This window comes from Rhodococcus sp. BH5 (genome assembly GCF_027583855.1).
In the GTDB taxonomy this organism is placed as follows: domain Bacteria; phylum Actinomycetota; class Actinomycetes; order Mycobacteriales; family Mycobacteriaceae; genus Rhodococcus_F; species Rhodococcus_F qingshengii.
Genome location: NZ_JAJHVW010000017.1, coordinates 27,128 through 44,873, shown reverse-complemented (window position 1 = coordinate 44,873; position 17,746 = coordinate 27,128). Strand labels below are relative to the sequence as shown.

The 17,746-nt window shown below is 64.2% G+C and carries 19 protein-coding genes; 17 read left to right on the top strand and 2 right to left on the bottom strand.

The features are described from left to right. Positions 1–9: 9 nt before the first annotated feature. From RhoBH5_RS28610 to RhoBH5_RS28530, 17 genes are all read left to right on the top strand, one after another. Entirely contained in the window at positions 10–1,623 is a 1,614-nt protein-coding gene (locus tag RhoBH5_RS28610; RefSeq protein WP_270009083.1) for a cutinase family protein, read from the top strand. A 93-nt stretch (positions 1,624–1,716) separates the two neighbouring features. Continuing rightward, complete coding sequence (locus RhoBH5_RS28605) at positions 1,717–3,414, top strand: peptidoglycan DD-metalloendopeptidase family protein (RefSeq protein WP_102999565.1); 1,698 nt, start codon at positions 1,717–1,719, stop codon at positions 3,412–3,414. Then, entirely contained in the window at positions 3,411–3,998 is a 588-nt protein-coding gene (locus RhoBH5_RS28600; protein WP_270009082.1) for a hypothetical protein, read from the top strand. Before RhoBH5_RS28605 ends, RhoBH5_RS28600 begins: the two co-directional genes overlap by 4 nt. Further along, positions 3,995–4,684, top strand: a complete 690-nt coding sequence (locus RhoBH5_RS28595; RefSeq protein ID WP_158656635.1) for a hypothetical protein — start codon at positions 3,995–3,997, stop codon at positions 4,682–4,684. The genes RhoBH5_RS28600 and RhoBH5_RS28595 overlap by 4 nt, the downstream gene beginning before the upstream one ends. A gap of 18 nt (positions 4,685–4,702) precedes the next feature. Next, positions 4,703–5,026, top strand: coding sequence for a hypothetical protein (locus RhoBH5_RS28590; protein ID WP_042925324.1), 324 nt, complete (start codon positions 4,703–4,705; stop codon positions 5,024–5,026). Then, complete coding sequence (locus RhoBH5_RS28585) at positions 5,023–5,289, top strand: hypothetical protein (protein ID WP_019750044.1); 267 nt, start codon at positions 5,023–5,025, stop codon at positions 5,287–5,289. Before RhoBH5_RS28590 ends, RhoBH5_RS28585 begins: the two co-directional genes overlap by 4 nt. A gap of 45 nt (positions 5,290–5,334) precedes the next feature. Then, a complete protein-coding gene (locus tag RhoBH5_RS28580; RefSeq protein WP_270009081.1) occupies positions 5,335–5,988 on the top strand; it encodes a hypothetical protein in 654 nt (217 codons plus the stop codon). A 28-nt stretch (positions 5,989–6,016) separates the two neighbouring features. Continuing rightward, positions 6,017–6,871, top strand: coding sequence for a hypothetical protein (locus RhoBH5_RS28575; RefSeq protein WP_270009080.1), 855 nt, complete (start codon positions 6,017–6,019; stop codon positions 6,869–6,871). Beyond that, positions 6,865–8,412 (top strand): hypothetical protein, encoded by a 1,548-nt coding sequence (locus tag RhoBH5_RS28570; protein WP_270009079.1) that lies wholly within the window; start codon positions 6,865–6,867, stop codon positions 8,410–8,412. Before RhoBH5_RS28575 ends, RhoBH5_RS28570 begins: the two co-directional genes overlap by 7 nt. A 55-nt stretch (positions 8,413–8,467) precedes the next feature. After that, the gene (locus tag RhoBH5_RS28565; RefSeq protein WP_019750040.1) at positions 8,468–9,958 is read left to right on the top strand and encodes an SCO6880 family protein; all 1,491 of its coding nucleotides are present in this window, start codon (positions 8,468–8,470) and stop codon (positions 9,956–9,958) included. A gap of 31 nt (positions 9,959–9,989) precedes the next feature. Beyond that, complete coding sequence (locus RhoBH5_RS28560; protein ID WP_019750039.1) at positions 9,990–11,720, top strand: hypothetical protein; 1,731 nt, start codon at positions 9,990–9,992, stop codon at positions 11,718–11,720. Next, complete coding sequence (locus RhoBH5_RS28555; RefSeq protein ID WP_270009078.1) at positions 11,717–12,019, top strand: hypothetical protein; 303 nt, start codon at positions 11,717–11,719, stop codon at positions 12,017–12,019. Before RhoBH5_RS28560 ends, RhoBH5_RS28555 begins: the two co-directional genes overlap by 4 nt. Beyond that, positions 12,020–12,271: a hypothetical protein gene (locus RhoBH5_RS28550; RefSeq protein ID WP_020971509.1), complete on the top strand. Its 252-nt coding sequence runs from the start codon at positions 12,020–12,022 to the stop codon at positions 12,269–12,271. It abuts the gene before it with no gap. Positions 12,272–12,357: 86 nt separating this feature from the next. Beyond that, positions 12,358–14,184: a type IV secretory system conjugative DNA transfer family protein gene (locus tag RhoBH5_RS28545; protein ID WP_270009077.1), complete on the top strand. Its 1,827-nt coding sequence runs from the start codon at positions 12,358–12,360 to the stop codon at positions 14,182–14,184. Continuing rightward, the gene (locus tag RhoBH5_RS28540; protein WP_270009076.1) at positions 14,181–14,945 is read left to right on the top strand and encodes a DUF4913 domain-containing protein; all 765 of its coding nucleotides are present in this window, start codon (positions 14,181–14,183) and stop codon (positions 14,943–14,945) included. The genes RhoBH5_RS28545 and RhoBH5_RS28540 overlap by 4 nt, the downstream gene beginning before the upstream one ends. Next, a complete protein-coding gene (locus RhoBH5_RS28535; protein ID WP_270009075.1) occupies positions 14,945–15,757 on the top strand; it encodes a hypothetical protein in 813 nt (270 codons plus the stop codon). Before RhoBH5_RS28540 ends, RhoBH5_RS28535 begins: the two co-directional genes overlap by 1 nt. A 32-nt stretch (positions 15,758–15,789) precedes the next feature. After that, entirely contained in the window at positions 15,790–16,356 is a 567-nt protein-coding gene (locus RhoBH5_RS28530; protein ID WP_270009074.1) for a hypothetical protein, read from the top strand. A 140-nt stretch (positions 16,357–16,496) separates the two neighbouring features. On the opposite strand, the gene RhoBH5_RS28525 is transcribed toward RhoBH5_RS28530, so the two are convergent. Beyond that, on the bottom strand, positions 16,497–16,670 hold the full coding sequence (locus tag RhoBH5_RS28525) for a hypothetical protein (RefSeq protein WP_155250638.1): 174 nt from the start codon (positions 16,668–16,670) through the stop codon (positions 16,497–16,499). Further along, on the bottom strand, positions 16,654–17,604 hold the full coding sequence (locus tag RhoBH5_RS28520; protein WP_270009073.1) for a hypothetical protein: 951 nt from the start codon (positions 17,602–17,604) through the stop codon (positions 16,654–16,656). The genes RhoBH5_RS28525 and RhoBH5_RS28520 overlap by 17 nt, the downstream gene beginning before the upstream one ends. Between the last annotated feature and the right edge of the window lie 142 nt (positions 17,605–17,746).

Below are 17,746 nucleotides of genomic sequence, written 5' to 3'. Positions count from 1 at the left end.
GAAATCCGCATGAGATATGCGAGAGGGATCACCACAGCGGTGACGGCCACGGTCGTCCTCGCACTGGCAGGAACCAGTCTGGCGAACGCCGCACCCACCTCAGGCGACTCCGCACCGATGCCCTGCACCGCTTTGGGAGTCTTCGGTGTTCAGGGGACCAACCAGTCCGCTCCGGATGCCGACCCCACCATCGACAGCGGCTTCCTCGGCATGTCGGTGATGGTGCCCTTGCTCCAGTCCGCTGCCGGTGAGGTCTCACGGATGCTCGTCCCGTACGCCGCCGACTTCGGTTGGCGGGGAGCGACGTACGAGCAGTCGATGACCGAGGGGGTCGACAAGACCAGCCAAGCGATCGCCGATTACGCCGACCGGTGCCCCTCGTCGATGATCGCCGTGACCGGATACTCGCAAGGCGCACAGATAGCGGACACAGTCATCCGCAATATCGGCAGCGGCAAAGGCCCGATCACAGCGGACAAGCTCGCCGCCGGTGCCTTGTTCTCGTCCCCGAATCGCCCGCAAGGTGCCAGTACCTTCCCCGGCGGCTCGTCCGGACAGAGTTCACCGACACCGCCCAAGGGCGTTGCCACCTCTGCCTTGTCGGATCTGACGGTGACCACCCCGACCCCTGCTGACGGCGGCGGCATAGCCCCGAACTACGCCGCCTCCGCCGGGTACGGCTCTGTTGCCGGCCGCGTCGCTTCGTTCTGCACCGACGGCGACCTCGCATGCGCGACACCACAAGATGCGACGCTGGCCCGCACCGTCACCAATATCGCTGGGCAGCTGCACCTCGAGCAGCAGGATCCGCAGAAAACTCTGGTCGACCTCGCGGGCGCATTGGGTGGGGCGACAATTCGCACCGCCGCCGACGTCGTCAACGACGACATCAACTTCTCCAACGGCCGGTTCACCGTGCAGTCGTCCGGAAAGACCATCCTCGGGCGCCTGTCCACGAATTCCGATCCGCGCTCCGCCACTCCGGACGCGGACGCCGATGTCATCCGAGCAGTCATCAAAACCGGTGTCATGGGATTGCAAGCGGGCATCGCGGTCGCAAAGAAAGTCCTCACACTGGACACGATCGGCACCCTCGCCACCGTCGGCATGGCCAATCCCCCTGCTGCACTGGGCATCTTGGCAGCGAAAGTCGGGGACGCGGCAATGAGTTTGTTCCCGCCGTCCACCGGCACCCAAATCCAGAAGTACATCTACAACGAAGTCCAGCGCGGCATTTCCGACAACAAGGACCTGCTGAAGATGGCAACGCAGGTCAAGTACTGGGACACGGCCCGCAACCACGGCACCTACGACTCGATTCCCGTGGGAGGACAGGGACAGACCCCGGCGAAGTTCACCGTCGAGTGGTTCTCCACCCTCGCGAAAGAACTCTCGTCCGGATCCACGTCGGCCGGGGCGAGCACCACGAAAACAGCCTCGCCGACGACTCGTCCGAGCGGGACGCCCTCTGCGGCCCCCTCGTCGTCGACGCCGCTGACCAGCTCAGTGTCCGCCACGACATCGGCGGTTTCTCCCGAAATCGTCGGGCCGGGCGGCGCGTTCGCGCCTGCCCAGATCCCGACTCCCACTCAGGCGCCTGCCGCCGCACCGCCCGCGCAGTGATCGGTCGGCGGCGCACGGAACTCCTCTGCTGCGCCGCCGCCCAGCAAACCCCGGGACGCACTGACGTCCCACTCCAACCGAAGGGACCATCTCGTGTCAGATGACAGCAGCAGCGGAGGCGTCGGCGGTGCCATCGTCGTTGTCGGTGCCGCAGCCGTCGCGTTCCTTCTGATGATCATGGCCGTGGTGGTCGTTCTCGTTTCCGAGGACGAAGAGTGCGCTCCCGTCGAAAACGGGGGCGGGCAGGTTGCCGCTGCTGGTTCGCTGGTCAAGCCCACCAAGTCGTCCGAAACAACGGACACCTCTCCGTTCGGTCCGCGATGGGGCACCGAACACAAAGGACTCGACCGTGCGGGTCCTGTCGGTACCCCGATCTACGCGTTCACCGACGGCCGCGTTCGTGAAGCCGGTCCCGCTGACGGCTTCGGGAACTGGATCATCGTCGATCACGAAATCGAGGGCCACGTATACAGCTCGGTTTACGGGCACATGTTCGACGACGGTGTGATGGTCCGCGCCGGAGAGCAGGTCCGTGCAGGTCAGCAGATCGGGGCGATCGGCAATGCCGGCGGCTCGACCGGGCCGCACCTTCATTTCGAGGTGTGGGACGGCGGTCGTCTACCCGACGGCGCCGGTACCGCGGTGGATCCGCAACCGTGGATCGACAAGGCCGCCGAACCCGGCGAGGCTCCCGCTGCGCCCGCACCGACATCTCCGGGCTCGGGCGATGCGGGCGATGAAGGTTCCGGGTTCGGAGGTTTGGACGGCCGACAGTTGGCGATCGCGAAGCAGATCGTCGCGGTCGGTGAAGTCATGGGCATTCCCGATCGCGGTGTCATCGTCGCGCTCGCCACCGCAAGCCAGGAATCCGGCTTTCGCATGTACGCCAATGACGGCACCGATCCTCGCCTCGAAGCCGATCAGAAGGACGTGGGCCGATCCCTGGACTTCCCACACGATGCTGTCGGACGAGATCACGGCTCCGTCAATCAGTTCCAACAGCAGTACCCGTGGTGGGGAACGCTCGAAGAACTGATGAACTCGGCCACTGCATCACGCAAATTCTACGAAGCGCTGGCCAAGCAGAGCGGGTGGGAATCGCTACCGATCACCGTCGCAGCACAGAACGTTCAAGGATCGCTGTACCCGGACGCGTACGCCGACGACGAGCCGATCGCCACCACGTTGCAGGCCAAGTTCAAGGGCGCCGGGGCGAACATGTCCGAAGCCGACCTCGCATCCATCGCAGCTGGTGGAGCCATCGCCGTCGCCGACGGCGGCAGCGCTGCCTGCAACGATCAGCAGCCCGCACCCGGTAGCGGCGGCGGCGAGGGTCCGGCCAGCGAGTTCGGACGAGCCGTCATCCTGGCTGCCTCGCGCTGGATCGGTACCCCGTACGTCTGGGGCGGTGGCGACACGAACGGCCCCACCGGCGGCGGATTCGACTGCTCAGGTCTGACGCTGTACGCGGTCTACCAGGCATCCGGCGGACGAATCAGCCTGCCGCACTTCACCGGATCGACCGCAGATCCCGGACAGCTCTACGACTCACGCGGCGCAGAGGTCCCCATCGACCAGAAACAGCCCGGCGACCTGATCTTCTTCGGTCCCGCCTCGAACACGCACCACGTCGGCATCTACTACGGCCTCGAGAACGGCGAAGAGATGTTGCTTCACGCTCCGACCGAAGGCCAGACCGTCACCATCGCTCCGCTGTCGGGGATGTCGGGAGAACAAATGCACGTCCGCCGCTTCGGCGCATCACAACCGCAACCGCAGGAGGCACGATGACAAACCGGACTGACCGCAGACCGATGAGGTTGACCGCGTTCGCCGCCATGACCTTCGCTGTTCTCGCACTTGTCGGATGCGGGCGCAGCGATGACCACGACCACCCGATGGATGAGGGCGGCCCCACTCAATCATTGACTGTTCCCGCCGATCCCACTCTGCCGGAACCGTTTTCCTCGGTCGATCAAAGCGATCCGGAAGCCGTGATGGTCGCGGCCGCGCAAGCTCTGTTCTCGTACGCCCCCGGGGCGGACACCAACCAGATCGACGCAGCGAACCGGGCAGCACCGCTGCTCGACGAGCGGTACTACACCGACAACGCGTCGTCCTTCATTGCTTTGGCACCGATCACCGGTCGCCAATGGGAGTCCTGGCGTGAGCGCAGCGCGGTAGCCACGGCCACGGCGACGGTGACCGCCGACAATCACCCCGAGGACAAGCCTGCGAAGGTCTCGCGAGTCGTGGCCGTGACGGTGACCGCCGTCGATGCCGGCGGCCGGGAGATTGATCGGGTTCCGTTCGCGGCGTACATGACCGCCACCAAGCTCGGTGTGTGGCGCGTGAGCGCGGTGATGGTCCGATGACCAGCGCATATGCCGATGTGCCGCGTCGCGGTGCTCCGATGCCGAGCGGTCCACGCATCGCGGGGGCTGTGATGCCCGGGACCGATGAATCCGCTCCGATCTGGGAAGGCCCGATCGAACGTGAGGCTCTGACCCCCGCCCGGCCGCTTGTCTGGCTTCTCGGAGCTACCGGCGGCGCCGGAGTCTCCTCGCTGACGCGTTCCCTCGCGTACGCGGGGGACTGCCAGCGCGGCTGGCCCGGATACATCGGTGACCTACCGGGCGCGGACTCACCGCTGGTGGTGCTCGTTTTTCGCACGACGATGCACGGCGTAGAGCGTGCTCATTCACTGCTTCTGCAACACGCCGCCGGTGGCACGCCGGAAGGAACACACATCCTCGGCGTCGTGTCCGTCGCCGACAGTGATCGCCCACTGTCCAAGCCGGTCCGGAACCGTCTGGCCGTCGTCGAGTCGCTGGCGCGCTCGCTGGCCGGTCACTGCTGGGACGTGCCGTGGCTTGAGCCCTGGCGGGTCATGCCTCCTCGCGAACTTCCCGAGTGGTCTCCGTCCTCGACGTTGCCGGCCGACAAGAAAGCGGCGCGTGACCCGACGAGATACCCCGTCGCCCCGGTCATCGCTCTCCACGACCAGATCCGAGTCGCAGCAGCAGCTCGGGTGAAGGAAATCAGTTCTTCCGCAACATAACTCGAAAGGCACTTTCTCATGAACGCACTCCACACCCTCAACACCTACATCCTCGCTCAGCAGCCCGCGCCCTTCCCCTCGCCTGGACAGGGCGGGGACGTGATCGACGTTCAGATGACCACTCCGCCGTCAGGCGACAAGTTTCAGGTCCTGCTCGGCGTCGGCCTGTGGGCGGCAACAGCTTTCCTGATCGGACTGGGAATGATGGCCGGCGTCAAGTTCGCCCAGTCGTTCGCCGACGGCACCGCTGGACGCGGCGAAAAGATGATGGTGGTCGGTGTCGCCGTCGGCGCGATCATCACGTCCTCCGCCGCCTCGTACGTCACCTGGTTCATGGAGTGAGTACTTCGATACTGGCCGCAGGCGGCGGCATCAAGATGCCCGGCGAAGACGTGCTGGTCCCGCTCGGGCAGATGCTCGGCGTGTTCCTCTGGTTCGTCGCCGCCGGTCTGATCGTCGCCGCGATGCGCGCCGGTGTCGAAGTCGCGCACCGCTTCGACGACGGCGAAGTCACCGGCCCCGGAATCCGGCGGTTGATCTCGATCGCCATCGGCGCCATCGTCACCGCCTCCGCAATCACGTGGGCGGGATGGCTCCTCATCTAGCCCGTCTCGATTCCACTACTCACTTTGCGAAAAAAGAAGGAAATCATGGCAATTCACCGTTACCGCCTCGTCGGCGCTCTCGTCGCCGCAGCTCTCGCGCTGTCGGTGGCCACCGCGTGCGGATCGCCGGAGGAGGACCCCGGAACCGGCACCGCCGCGGCGGTCGACACCAGCGCAGCGCCGCAGCAGGTGACGTGGGAGAGCTACCGCGGTGTCGCTGTCCCTGTCTCCGCGGTCGACGGACCGACAAGCATTTCGGCGAAGATCCCGTTCGGATACAGCCGAACACCCCAAGGGGTGGTGATGGCCGCCATTCAGGGCCAGAGCCGTCTCGCACTCGCACCGGACGAGACCTGGGCACAGACCGCACAACTGCTGACCGCCCCTGGCCGGGGCCGTGACGCGTACGCCGTGGCGCGGGTGATGACCTCCATCACCACCGAAGCCGATCCTGCGCAGACAGCCCAGTTCGCCGGATTCCGCATCGAGGACTACAGCCCCGACGAAGCCGTGGTGTGGCTGGCCACACGGATGCCGGACGCTGCACTGTCTGCATCGCCGACCTCGCTGATCTGGCAAAACGGCGATTGGAAGATCACTCTCCCTGATCCGCAGCCCGAGACCTCCGAAGCTGCGCCCACCGATCCAGTGCCGTTGACCTCGCTCGACGGATACACCGCCTTCTCCTACGCCGACTGATCTTCCCCCGACTTTTCAGGAGCCACCCGTGAGTAACCGCACCGAACCCCGCGAGACCACAGAAGGATCGCGCCTTCGCCGCACCGGCGAGTGGTTGGCGACCAGCCGCACGACCGGGATCGCCGCTGCCGTGTTCTGCGCGCTTCTCGCGGTGGTTGTGGCCGTCGCCGTGGTCATCGCCGTCACCCGCGACGACGATTCCGCCGGCAGCGGCGCCCCCACTTCCACCCAGCCGCCAGCGACGGCACCCGCAAAACCCGACAGCGGCACTGCGTTCGGCGTTCCGTCGGCGGATCTGTTCGGGCGCGTGATCGCCAACCCGCTCAACCCGCGTGGTCAGGCGTTGCCGCAGTCGCCGGCAGATCGCCCCTCGTTCAAGGAAGGTGACCCGGTAGCAGCTCCGGAGGGGTTGATGTGGCAGCAAGTCGGTCCGTTCATCCTGCCGTTCTCGACCTCCGACGGTCCCACTCGAGTAGATGGCCCATTGGCCACGGGTTTCGCTCGCACCCCTCAGGGCGCTGCGCTCGCTGCCTGGCAGATCAGCATGCGGACGGTCATGGACCAGGAATCACTCGATGCGGTCTTCGACAACCAGATCGAACCCTCGACACGGGGGAACAAGGCGTCGTGGGCGCCGAAGAAGTGGATCGATTGGAGCCAGCTGCCCCCTCAGTACATCCCGGCGGCATTCAAGATTTCCGGTTGGAGCGCTGACAATTCGTTCGCGGTCGTGGAGGTCGCGGCCCGCGACAAGATTCCGGGATCTTGGTTCACCACTCGCTTCGAGGTCGTCTGGCAGGACGGTGATTGGAAGATCCGTCGCCCGTCCACCCAGCTTCCGCCGCAGACGATCACTTCGCTGACGGGGTGGACCCAATGGTGAAGCGTCTGGCTGCGATCGCGGCTCTGCTCCTGGCGGTGCTGGTCTTCGGGCCGGTCGCGCTCGGGCATGCCCAGCCCCCGGCAGATGATCCGGGTACTTCGGAAACCGGGCAGGCGCCGGCTGACGACGACATGTATGCCGGTTGCCGCGACGTCGGTGATTCCGTACCAGTTGTCGGTGGGTTCCTCGAGCGGTTCTGCGACTTGGGCACTGCTGTTGCCAATCCGCAAGACGCGGCCGGCGAGTTCGCCGACGGGATGTGGAAATCGGGCGTCGGCAAGGCCGCCGAAGTGTTCCTCGACGGTTGGAAAAAGGGCATCACTTTCATGCTGACGTGGTGGATGACCAACTCGGTCACCGGCGCGGTCGGAAACAGTGACACCGAGAACACCGTCTGGCAAGTGCACCAATTCTTGCGAATATTCCAGATAGCGGCGTTCATGATCTCGGTCGGGATCTCCGCACTCAAACTCGCCTGGGCCAAATCGCGTCTGGCACAGCAACATGCCGAAGAAACGGCAATGATGTTGACCCGCACAGTGTTCGCGTCCTGGACTCTAGTTCCGCTCATCCTCGCCGGCGACGAACTCTCCCGAGCAGCGGGTGTGTGGCTGGTTCAAGCGATGGTCGGAGAGAACATCGACGAAGCGGCGAACAAACTCCTCGCCGTCGCCGAAGTCGGCCCTCTCCTGGGTCCGGGCTTGATCTTCGTCTTCGCGATCTTGGGCATCGTCGGAACCGCCGTGCAAGCGGTGTTCATCATGATGCAGATCGCGATGCTGCGCCTCGTCCTCGGATGGGCACCGATCGCGGCCGCCGCATCAGGAATCGGCAGCGCCGGAATGCAGGCCTGGACGAAACTACGGAATTGGGCGGTGGTGTTCGCACTGTTCCCGTTCGTCGCTTCCAGCGTGTACGGGATCGCTTTCCTCTCGGCCGCCGGTGCTACCGACGCACAAGGTGTCTTCGCCGGAATGATCCTGCTGACACTCTCGTGCCTGACGATGCCGGCGTTGGCGAGACTGATCGTTCCGGCGATGGGTTCGATGGCCGGCGGCAACGGCGGCGCGGTGCTGGGCGGCATGCTCGCCGCGACCGGCGCGAGTATGGGCGCTTCGATGATCCAGTCGATGTCCTCCTCGGCTGAACAGGATTCCGGGTCCTCCTCGTCGTCGAGCGTTCAAGGCGGCCCGAGTACGGAACCGACCGGCTCCAGCACCCCCTCATCCGGGTCGAGCTCACCGGCGCCCTCGGGCGGTGGCACAGAAGCCGCATCGAGCGGTCCCTCTGGGGCAGCGACCGCGAGCGGTTCGTCCGGAGCAGCATCCGGTGGCGCATCCGGAGCAGCATCCGGCGGTGCAGCTTCCGGCGCGGCCGCGGCCGCTGGTCCTGTCGGCGCGGCCGTCGCCGTCGGGCAGGAAGTCTCCGACCGGATCGGCAGCGCTATGGGCGCCGTCGCATCGACGATCGGCGACAGCGCCGCCGGAGCAAGTGGGGGAGCGGACGTTCCGGACGAGCCGCAAGGTGGGCGATCCGGATGAGCGCACGCCACACCGCACCGTTCGACCTCATTGATTCCATCCTCAAGGAGCAGCTATGAGCACCGAAGCACCGGCCCGCCCCAACACCTACGGCGGTCTTCACGAAGCCCCCTCGACGTACCTGTTCGGTGTGTCGAAGAAAATGTTCTACGTCTTCGCGTCGGGCATCGTGGCCGGCATCGTTGCACTGCTCGCCGGGTTCTTCATCTCCGGAGCGGTGATCCTCGGCGTAGTGGTGCTGACCTGGGCGCCGCTCGCTGCACGCATCGGCGGCAAGTCAGGGTACGAATTCGCCACTGAACTCACCGGGTGGAGCAAGCAACGTCGGCGCGGCCAGCACATCCTGCGCGCTGGTTCTCTCTCGAACGCGCCCGGAGGCCGAACCCGAGTCCCGGGAATCGGCGCTCCGATCGAAATGTGGTGGGGCATCGACAAACTGGGTCGACGATTCGGAATGAGTCATCTACCGAAACTGCATCAGTACACGATCAGGCTGCGTTGCTCTGTGCCCGGATACAAAGGCGTCGAACAGGGGCAGGTCGACCTCGACGTCGCCAACTGGGGAGAGTTCATCAACCTCAGCGGACAGACGCCGGACATCGAAGCGATCGCCACCATCATCGAAACCCTCCCGGAGACCGGCGCTCGGCAAGACGCGGAAATCACGCGACTGTGCAAACCCGGCACCTCTGAACTCGCACAAGCGGTGGTCCGCGAATCGGGCACCGGCGTACGTCACGGAATCCAGCTGCACACCCACATGGCGCTCACCTTCACCGCGAACACGGAAGCCAAACGCAAGGATCCGATGGCGATGATTGCCGATCTGGCAGAACGCCTTCCGTCGATCTGCGCGAACCTCGGCACCTTCCGCGTGACCGCTGTCCCGATGTCCGATCACGAAATCTCCGCAGTCGTGCGCCGCGCATACGATCCCCGCCCGGTTGTCGAAGCCGAGGTGGAATCGTCACTGCGCAGCGGAGAGATGTACGTCGACTGGCTCGATGCCGGCCCGATGACGGCCGAGGAAACCAAAAACACCTACTTCCACGAAGGCGCGGCCTCGCGGACCTGGGTGATGAACGCACCCCCGTCCGGTGCCCGCAACGAACGGATTCTCAAAGCACTTCTCGAAGGTCACGGCGACGTCCCGCGCAAGCGCGTGACACTGATTCACCGGCCGATGTCCCCGGCCGACGCCGTGAACGCAGTCGAGAGCGGCTACGTCTACGCAGTCGGTGAACGCAATGCCCAACGCGGTATCGGGTCGGTCCGCGCAGACCTCAAGGTCAAGGCAGCAGACCGTACTCGCGTCGAGGTCGGCAACGGTGCCGGCGCGACAGCGGTCTCGCTGATCGTCACCGCGTCGGCAAGTACCGAAGCCCAGCTCGACATTCAGGCCGACACGATCGAATCCCTGGTCGCCGGGTGCTCGACGAAGGTACGGCCCGCATGGCGATACCAGGCAGCGGCATTTCTCTCGGGCGTCGGAGTCGGGGTCTATCTCCAAGACCACGCAACGACGGCGAAAACCTTGCAGGCCTGAACCGGCCGACCACCACCGACAGGAGAAAACGATGAGTTTGATGTTGCGCCGCCGGATCGCAGACCTGACCGGCACGTACGAACCCGGACGCAAGAAGCAGAATGCTTCCCTACGCGATCCGATGGCAGCGGCACGCAAACGCCGCCAGGCAGAGGAAAAACAACGCATCGCAGACGAGAAGGCAGCAGCGAAAGCCGCCGAACTCGCACGCGACCCTTCCCGAACCGAACCGAAATGGCGACGCGCCCCCAAACTCACCGACCGCGGTTTCGCCGGCCACGGCGGCGGCAAGATGGGCGTCGTACCCAAGCCGCCGGAGTTCCGCGGCACCAGTGTGCAGGCATGTGGGCTCTCCCCGTGGGTAGTAGGCAGCACCTATCCAATGGTCGGAACCCCGCTCGGGAAAGATCCCGACGGCATCTCGTTCCACTACGACCCGATCACCGCCACCTACCGTTCACGCCGACAGAACACCCCCAGCGTGTTCATGCTCGCCCTCCCCAGTAACGGCAAGTCCACGGTGGGCCGCAAACTCGTCAGCGGCGGCATCGCCCAAGGTCACATCCCGTTCGTGTTCGCCGACACCAAACCCGACTTCACCAAGGAAATCGAAATCATCTGCGGCGATCGCGGCAAGATCGTGCGCCTGGGACACGGCGAGGGGTACCTCAACCCGCTCGCGATCGGAGCTCTCGGGTCGGTGATTCCGCTGCTCGCGGACTTCCCCGACTTGCAGAAGAAAGTGATCAAACAGGTTCACCAACGCCGCAAGCGCGTGATGCAGTCGCTGTGCGAAATCGAGCGCGGAACAGCGCTGACACAGGCCGAACGCAACATCATCACCGCGGCGCTGCGCCTACTCGAAAAGGACCCCCGTTTCGGATACGACAACCCGCCGCTGATCTCGGATCTGCTCACGTTGATCGAGAACCCGCCGGAAGAGTTGATGCGCAAGGCGTACACCCGCGACAAGGACAAGTACCTCGCCAAGGTCGAATCCCTCCTCGAGACATTGTCCGCGCTGCTCGACGGCGATCTCGGTGAGGTGTTCTCCCAGCAGACGACCACCCCGATCGACTTCACCGGCGAGGATCGACCGACCGGTGTGTGCGTGGACATTTCAGCGCTCAGCCACGGTGACACCAAGCTCGAAGCTGCGGTGATGGCCGCATGCTGGGAGGACGGATTCGGCGCCATCGAAGCCGCACACGTCCTCGCCGATTGCGGACTTCGCGACCGGTTGCTCTTCCTGGCGGTGCTCGACGAATTCTGGCGAGTCCTCGCCGGCCCTGGAATGGTCAGCCGCGTCGACGCCCTCACCCGCCTGACCCGCACCGTCGGAACGGCGCTGGTGATGATCACCCACACCGTCAAGGACCTCGAATCGCTCGAAATGGACTTCGACATCATGAAGGCCAAGGGCTTCATCGAACGCGCCGGAGCGTTGATCGTGGGAGCCCTGACCTCGGACGAGATGGACAAACTCGACTCCATCATTCCGTTCACCCGCGCAGACAAGGCATGGGTCTCCGCGCTGTCGTCCCCAGCCGGCTACGACGCCCAACTCGAAAAGCCAGGACCACCCCCAGGCCGAGGGTTTTTCCTGCTCAAACAGGGCACCGAACGCATTCCGGGGCACCGTTTCGAGACCGTCCTGACCCCCACGGAACTGAAATACCAGTGGCACGACACCGACAGTCGGTTCGTCGACGCCACCGACGCCGGATACGCGGCACAGACAGCGAAGGACAATGCGGCATGAGCGGCAAACGCAGCACCCGCGGCAACCGCTACGGAGCAGAGGTGCGCAGTGCCACAGTAGTTTTGGTCGACAAGCTGCGCCCTCAGTATCCGTCTCTGTGGGCGACCATCGAGCGTGTCTCCGCCGATACCGGGATCCACACCTCCACCGTGCGGGCATGGCTACGGCAGCGGGAAGGCGCGGACGCCGTGAAACCGCAACCGTGCGCCCCGGATTCCGAGATACATTCCCTCCGCGTCGAACTCGAAGCACTACGCGAAGTGAACCGTGGACTGATCGCCGCGAACAGAGGCCTGTAAATGACGCATATCTTCCTCTACAGCACCGCCACCGAAGTCGGTGAGCCGTCGGCCGCATTGCAGAGTGCGGTACAGAAGATGCACGACCTGGTCGCCGACCTCGAAACGAAACACCGTTTCGTTGCAGTACAAGGCCATTCACACACCGTCATCCCCGCTCGAGTAACGGGAACATCGTTGACAAGCAGGCCGCGGCCCGGTTACGCCGTCACATTGACCACCGTCGTCGAGATACCGACGGACAACACGTAAATCCGAAAGTTGGTAGTAACCACCATGTTTCGACGAATACTCACTTCCCCCGTCAGTGCCGCCGTCGACAGTAACGGAGATCAGTCATGAGTAAGGGTTCTGTGCGTGATCCCAGTCAAGGTGACGTGGCGTTCGAGGTGCTCGGTGTGTGCGCCGGGATCGCGGTTGCCGGCGTCGTCGGCGCCTCCGTCGCGATGCAGTTCGGCACCGAGCAGGATGTTCCGGTCAATCCGATGGCGATGGTCGCGGGCTTGATCAAGGGCGATCTCGTGTGGGAGTCCGGCGCGAGCGTAGTGGCGATTGCCTTCGCCTTGGCGTTGATCGTGCTGGTCGCAGTGGGCATGTGGTTGTTGATCCTGCGCAAGCGGGACAGCACCCGCGTCGACGAGCTGGCCAAGTACATGGGCCGCGGTCGCGACATCGCTTCGTTGACGGAACAAGCATGCCGGGCAAAAGCCGAATCCTTGCAGGTGTGGCTCCGTCCCGACGACGTTGTCGGCATCCAGCTCGGGTACCTGTTGCTGCCGAGCAAGCCGGTGTTCGGGTCCGCCCCGATGTTGCGCGGCAGCTGGGAGGACCTGCACGTCGATATTTGGGGTCCTCGCACCGGTAAGTCGACCAGTCGCGTCATCCCCGCAGTTCTCGATGCTCCCGGCGCAGTCCTGACCACCTCGAACAAGCGCGATGTCGTCGACGCGACCCGCGACGTTCGAGCGGCAATGGGCTCGCAAGTCTGGGTGTTCGATCCGCAGAGGGTCGCCAATGAGGAACCGAGCTGGTGGTGGAATCCGCTCACGTGGGTGACCGACGAAGTCAGGGCCGCCGACCTGGCCGATCATTTCGCCTCCGGTGACGACGGACTCGAAGCGAAGACGGACGCATTCTTCGATCCGGAAGGAAAGGACCTGTTAGCGGCACTGTTCCTGGCTGCGGCACTCGATCGCCGCCCGATCACACAGGCATATACGTGGGTCACGGACGTGCAGAACCAGGAAGCGGTGAAGATCCTTCGCCAACATGGGTACGGATTGCAGGCCGACGGCCTGGCCGGGCAGTACAACGCACCCGACAAACAACGCGGCGGTGTGTTCGGTACTGCCAAGAAGATGATCCGCTCACTCAAGATCAGGACGATTCATCCCTGGGTGACATCGGACGGTTTGTCCGATCCGCGGCCGCATTTCGATCCTCGCGAATTCGTCCGTTCCGGAGGCACGCTCTACAGCCTTTCCCGCGAGGGCAACGGTTCGGCCGGCCCACTGGTCACGGCGTTGACCGTCGCCGTGATCGACGCAGCCGAAGAAATCGCGACCACCTCACCGAAGGGACGTCTGCCTGTTCCTCTCGTCGCTCCTCTCGACGAGGTCGCCAACGTCGTGCGCTGGTCCAAACTGCCTAGCCTCTACAGCCACTACGGTTCACGCGGAATCATCATCATGGCGATCTTGCAGTCCTGGTCACAGGGTGTGGAGGTGTGGGGCGAACGCGGAATGAAGAAACTGTGGTCGGCGGCGAACGTCAAGGTCTACGGCGGTGGTGTCGCCGTCGATGACGGGGTGTTCCTTCGGGACATGTCCACCGCGATCGGTGACCATTGGGAGATCACCGGGTCGGTCACAGCCTCCTCGCAAGGCCGATCCACTTCCAAGCAGCGCACCAAAGTTCGTACGTTCACCGAATCCGAACTCGAAGCACTGCCACGTGGCCGGGCGATCGTACGTTCCTCCGGTAACCGGCCTGTGATCGTACGGACGGCGCCGTGGATGGCCGGCCCGCACGCCGACCAGATCAGGGCGTCAATCGAAGCCCACGATCCGGCAGCCCCGGCGACGTTGGCGGAAGCAGAAGAAGGCCTGTCCGAATGGCTCAAGCCAGACCACGCGGGAGCTGCGCGTGAGGCGGTGTCGCTGTGAACGCGCCGTTCGAGCCACCACCGGAGGACGATTTCGATCCGGGTGAGGCTGACTATCTGCCGCCGGAAGATGCGGACTATCTACCCCCATCCGCGTACACGCCCCTAAGCGGAGGAGATGAACCGAACGTCGAAGCGCCGCTGAGCGAGAACCTCGAGGCGATGGTCGGCAAGGCAGTTCTCAAACGCATCCAGAAGGAAGCCGACGCGATCGCTGAAGCGAAGTGGGCGGAAATCCTCACTCCGGAGCTGTACGCGCGACTCGAAGCCGCGGCGGCGGCCCGGTTGCTGGCGCAGCTCGAGATTTCACTCGCCGATCCGGAACCGGAGTCGGAGCAGCCGGCAGAGCCGGAGCTGGTGTTCGGATCTGTGGAGGAGTTCGTGCGCGAACGGATCGCCCCTGTCTATCGGCGTGAGGTGATCGAGGGGTCGTCAAGGAACTGGTGCACGCAGTGGTGGAAACATGCCGAAGCTATCTCCCGGTTGGAAGCCCTGTGGCGCGCATGGGAGCGTCTGCGCCTGGATCCCTCGACCGGGATGAGTGTGTGGTGGCGCGATCACGCCGACCACCACATGGCGCAGCTTTTCGATCCAGAGGGCACGTTCAAAGCGTGCTCGGTCCGCAGCGGTCATGCCGGCGGCGACTTCGCGATCGTGCCCTTGCCGATTGAACCCGCACCGTCGTCGATGTTCCCCGACATGCGTCTCTCCCCTGAATCCGCGCCCACAGCGGCGTCACCCCACAAGGAAGGCAACAACTGATGTCAGAGCACGACGAAATCGGTGAGGTCAATCAAGAGCTCACGCGCATGTTCCGGGTCGGTTTGCAGTCTGCGTCCCGTCTCGCAGAGCAGATGGGTCGCGCACGTGAGAAGCAGATCCGCGACGCCGAAGCCAAAAGCGTGCAGGCGGCCCGTGAACTGCGTGAGCGGCTCGTCGCTGAGCGCAGTGCGATTGAGGCGCAGCTACGTCCGGTGATGACGGACCGCTGGTGGGAGGACGCTTCCCATGCGCAGATCGCCGACAGCTGGCAGCAGGCCCGCGGCTGGCAGGACCACTCGCAGCCCGCGGCCGATGCCGCAGATCGCATCCGCAAGGAAGTCCAGACACGGTACGGAATAGATGCGGGCGCCCCCGGGATCGACCCGCGAGAAATCGAGAACCTGCTCCAGAAGGCCGAAGAAGCCAAGCGGGCCGCTGTCGCCGAACAGGAACTCGCCGAACGCGAGAACGTGAAGGCTTCCGAGCTGATGACCGAAGCCGATCGGCTCGACAAGACGGCGACGGAAGCCGAAGGTACGCCGGCCGAAACTGAAATCGCCGAAGACGCAGACGCTCATCGGGCGGCCGCGGAAGCCGAGTACGACTCGGCTGAACGTCGCGATGCCCTCGCCGCCGACATGAACGCCGGAGGAGTGGACAAGGAAACGATCGGGGCCCGGATGACGGCCGACCTCGACCAGGCCAAGCATCCCCGAGGAGCGGTGCAGACCGGGACAGGTAAACCGCCAGCCGCCAGGAAAGGACGTCCGAGCAAGGGCCGCAGCCAAGAACGCCAACACACCGGCCGATAGCCGGGCCCCCTATCTACGAAGGAGATCGACCGATGTGGCCGTTCAAACGACGCACAGCACAGCACGATGGCGAGAGGTCATCCGAACCGACAAAAGCCACAACGGAACCCCCGCCGTGGCCACGCCTGGCCAACCACGAAACGTACGGACAATTCGTAACCGACGACGTCGCGCTGACCTTGATGGTCGGCACCTTCAATCATGCGATCATGCGGCCGCGGGGCAACGCCAACGTACGGATGCCGGCGATCGCTCTATCGGTGCCGCCCGGTTCCGGTTTCGACTTCGCCCATCCCGAGTACGGGTTCGGCGGCTGGGTCGAGCCCCCTGCCGAGCGAGTGCTCCGTCTGTGGGCTGATGACTTGTTGACGATCTCGCATGGAAATGCGCGGCGATTCGTCGTTGCCGGCGACGAACCCTTCGACCGGGAGTGGGTCGAGACGATGTTTCCACCGTCCCCGTCCGGTGACGACTTCATTCCCGAACGGGCACTGGTGATCGTGCAATTCGGGGATACGAGGGAAGGCGACTACGCGGCGACGGAACTTGACGCCTCACCCACGACGCTGACGTATATCGAGGACTTACGACAAGGATGAGACACCGAACGAAATCAGGACCCACACCCGGATTCGGGTGTGGGTCCTGATTTCGTTTGAGGGTCTGCACTGTCATGGCACGCCCGGTCGCAGGCGGTGCGCGCACAAGCTGTTCTGGAGCTTCTGGGCGGTTCCGCGCTTTAACTTGCAGCGGTAGACGGAGTGTTGCTGACCCGCTTGACCCACCGATGGAGTCGGGCGCGATCGCGTTCGACTTTCTCGACATCGGGGTTGTCGCGTTCGCGGACTGCGTCGGCGAATGCTCGTTCGAGGATTTGCTGCATTTCGGGACTCGGGTTACTCGTTGTCGTCATCGTCGTCAGCCTCCTTTAGCTCGATCATACTGATGGAGGTCGGGGTTTCGACTGTGTTGTTGCTCGCCCGCGCGGCGTTGAGATCTTTCGACGTCATTGCTGCCGCCTCGCCCGCCGCCAGCAGTCGGGCCACCACTCGCAGCATGGCGATGTCGACAGGGCTGAACCCGTCCACCTCGCGAGTGTTGGCTGTCAACATCCCGAATTCGATCCCCTCGACACGAACCGCGACGGAAACGTAAGAGCGGTACGCGCGTTGACGGTTGGTGTCGAACCCCTTTGGAGTGTGCAACTTAATGTCGGGCTGATAGTCGGCATCGTCGGCCTTGAGCAGCTCCCAAACATTCGAGTCCGTCTCATCGTTCTCGATAAAGGTGCTGGTGAACTCGTCAAGGCGAAGAGGACCGAAAGTGGCGTCTCGCGTCATCTCCCGACCATTTGCGGCTGTCGGATTGGAGACCACGAAGTAGGCAACCCGAGGAGCCTCGTTCGAGAGCAATAACCCTGCTGCCTGCACCGCGTCCGACCTGAATCCAGAAATATCTGGCTTCTTCAGCGCGGTGGTCGCCGCTACGGCCCGAAGGCGGTCAGCGACGCCCAACAGTGTGCCATTCATCTGGGTTTTCGCCCGGAACTCGACATCCGATACCTGAACTTGGGCCTTCTCCTGTTGCCTCCGGAGATCCTCCTTAACGGCGGACTCGTTGCGAGATTTGAAGAAAGTAACGGCCGATACGGCCAGACCAAATACAGCTGCTGCCACATACATCGATGCCTGGAACGTCCCTTCGCTGGTTCGCATCAAGATGAACGTGCCCGCAGTCGGTGGGGCCAGCAGGAACGTGGCAATGTTGTACTGCCGCGCCCGGTCTTTCACGGGCTTGCCCTCTGATGAACCCTGATCTGATGCAGGGGTCGCGCCTGTCGTTACCACTGGACGACTATCTCACGCAGCTGTCATGAACCTCGCCGAAGCTGGAGAGCGATGACGTCCCCGCGTCCCCTGCAGGTAGATGATTGCGTTAAGGGATCCCAGCACGGCCAGCCCGACGTCGAGTCAGCATGCCACTGTGGAT

Bases quoted from the DNA above. Each gene is read 5' to 3' on its own strand.
- RhoBH5_RS28610 (WP_270009083.1), top strand. From the start codon at position 10: ATGAGATATGCGAGAGGGATCACCACAGCGGTGACGGCCACGGTCGTC.
- RhoBH5_RS28600 (WP_270009082.1), top strand. From the start codon at position 3,411: ATGACAAACCGGACTGACCGCAGACCGATGAGGTTGACCGCGTTCGCC.
- RhoBH5_RS28595 (WP_158656635.1), top strand. From the start codon at position 3,995: ATGACCAGCGCATATGCCGATGTGCCGCGTCGCGGTGCTCCGATGCCG.
- RhoBH5_RS28590 (WP_042925324.1), top strand. From the start codon at position 4,703: ATGAACGCACTCCACACCCTCAACACCTACATCCTCGCTCAGCAGCCC.
- RhoBH5_RS28580 (WP_270009081.1), top strand. From the start codon at position 5,335: ATGGCAATTCACCGTTACCGCCTCGTCGGCGCTCTCGTCGCCGCAGCT.
- RhoBH5_RS28570 (WP_270009079.1), top strand. From the start codon at position 6,865: ATGGTGAAGCGTCTGGCTGCGATCGCGGCTCTGCTCCTGGCGGTGCTG.
- RhoBH5_RS28565 (WP_019750040.1), top strand. From the start codon at position 8,468: ATGAGCACCGAAGCACCGGCCCGCCCCAACACCTACGGCGGTCTTCAC.
- RhoBH5_RS28560 (WP_019750039.1), top strand. From the start codon at position 9,990: ATGAGTTTGATGTTGCGCCGCCGGATCGCAGACCTGACCGGCACGTAC.
- RhoBH5_RS28555 (WP_270009078.1), top strand. From the start codon at position 11,717: ATGAGCGGCAAACGCAGCACCCGCGGCAACCGCTACGGAGCAGAGGTG.
- RhoBH5_RS28550 (WP_020971509.1), top strand. From the start codon at position 12,020: ATGACGCATATCTTCCTCTACAGCACCGCCACCGAAGTCGGTGAGCCG.
- RhoBH5_RS28545 (WP_270009077.1), top strand. From the start codon at position 12,358: ATGAGTAAGGGTTCTGTGCGTGATCCCAGTCAAGGTGACGTGGCGTTC.
- RhoBH5_RS28535 (WP_270009075.1), top strand. From the start codon at position 14,945: ATGTCAGAGCACGACGAAATCGGTGAGGTCAATCAAGAGCTCACGCGC.
- RhoBH5_RS28530 (WP_270009074.1), top strand. From the start codon at position 15,790: ATGTGGCCGTTCAAACGACGCACAGCACAGCACGATGGCGAGAGGTCA.
- RhoBH5_RS28525 (WP_155250638.1), bottom strand. From the start codon at position 16,670: ATGACGACAACGAGTAACCCGAGTCCCGAAATGCAGCAAATCCTCGAA.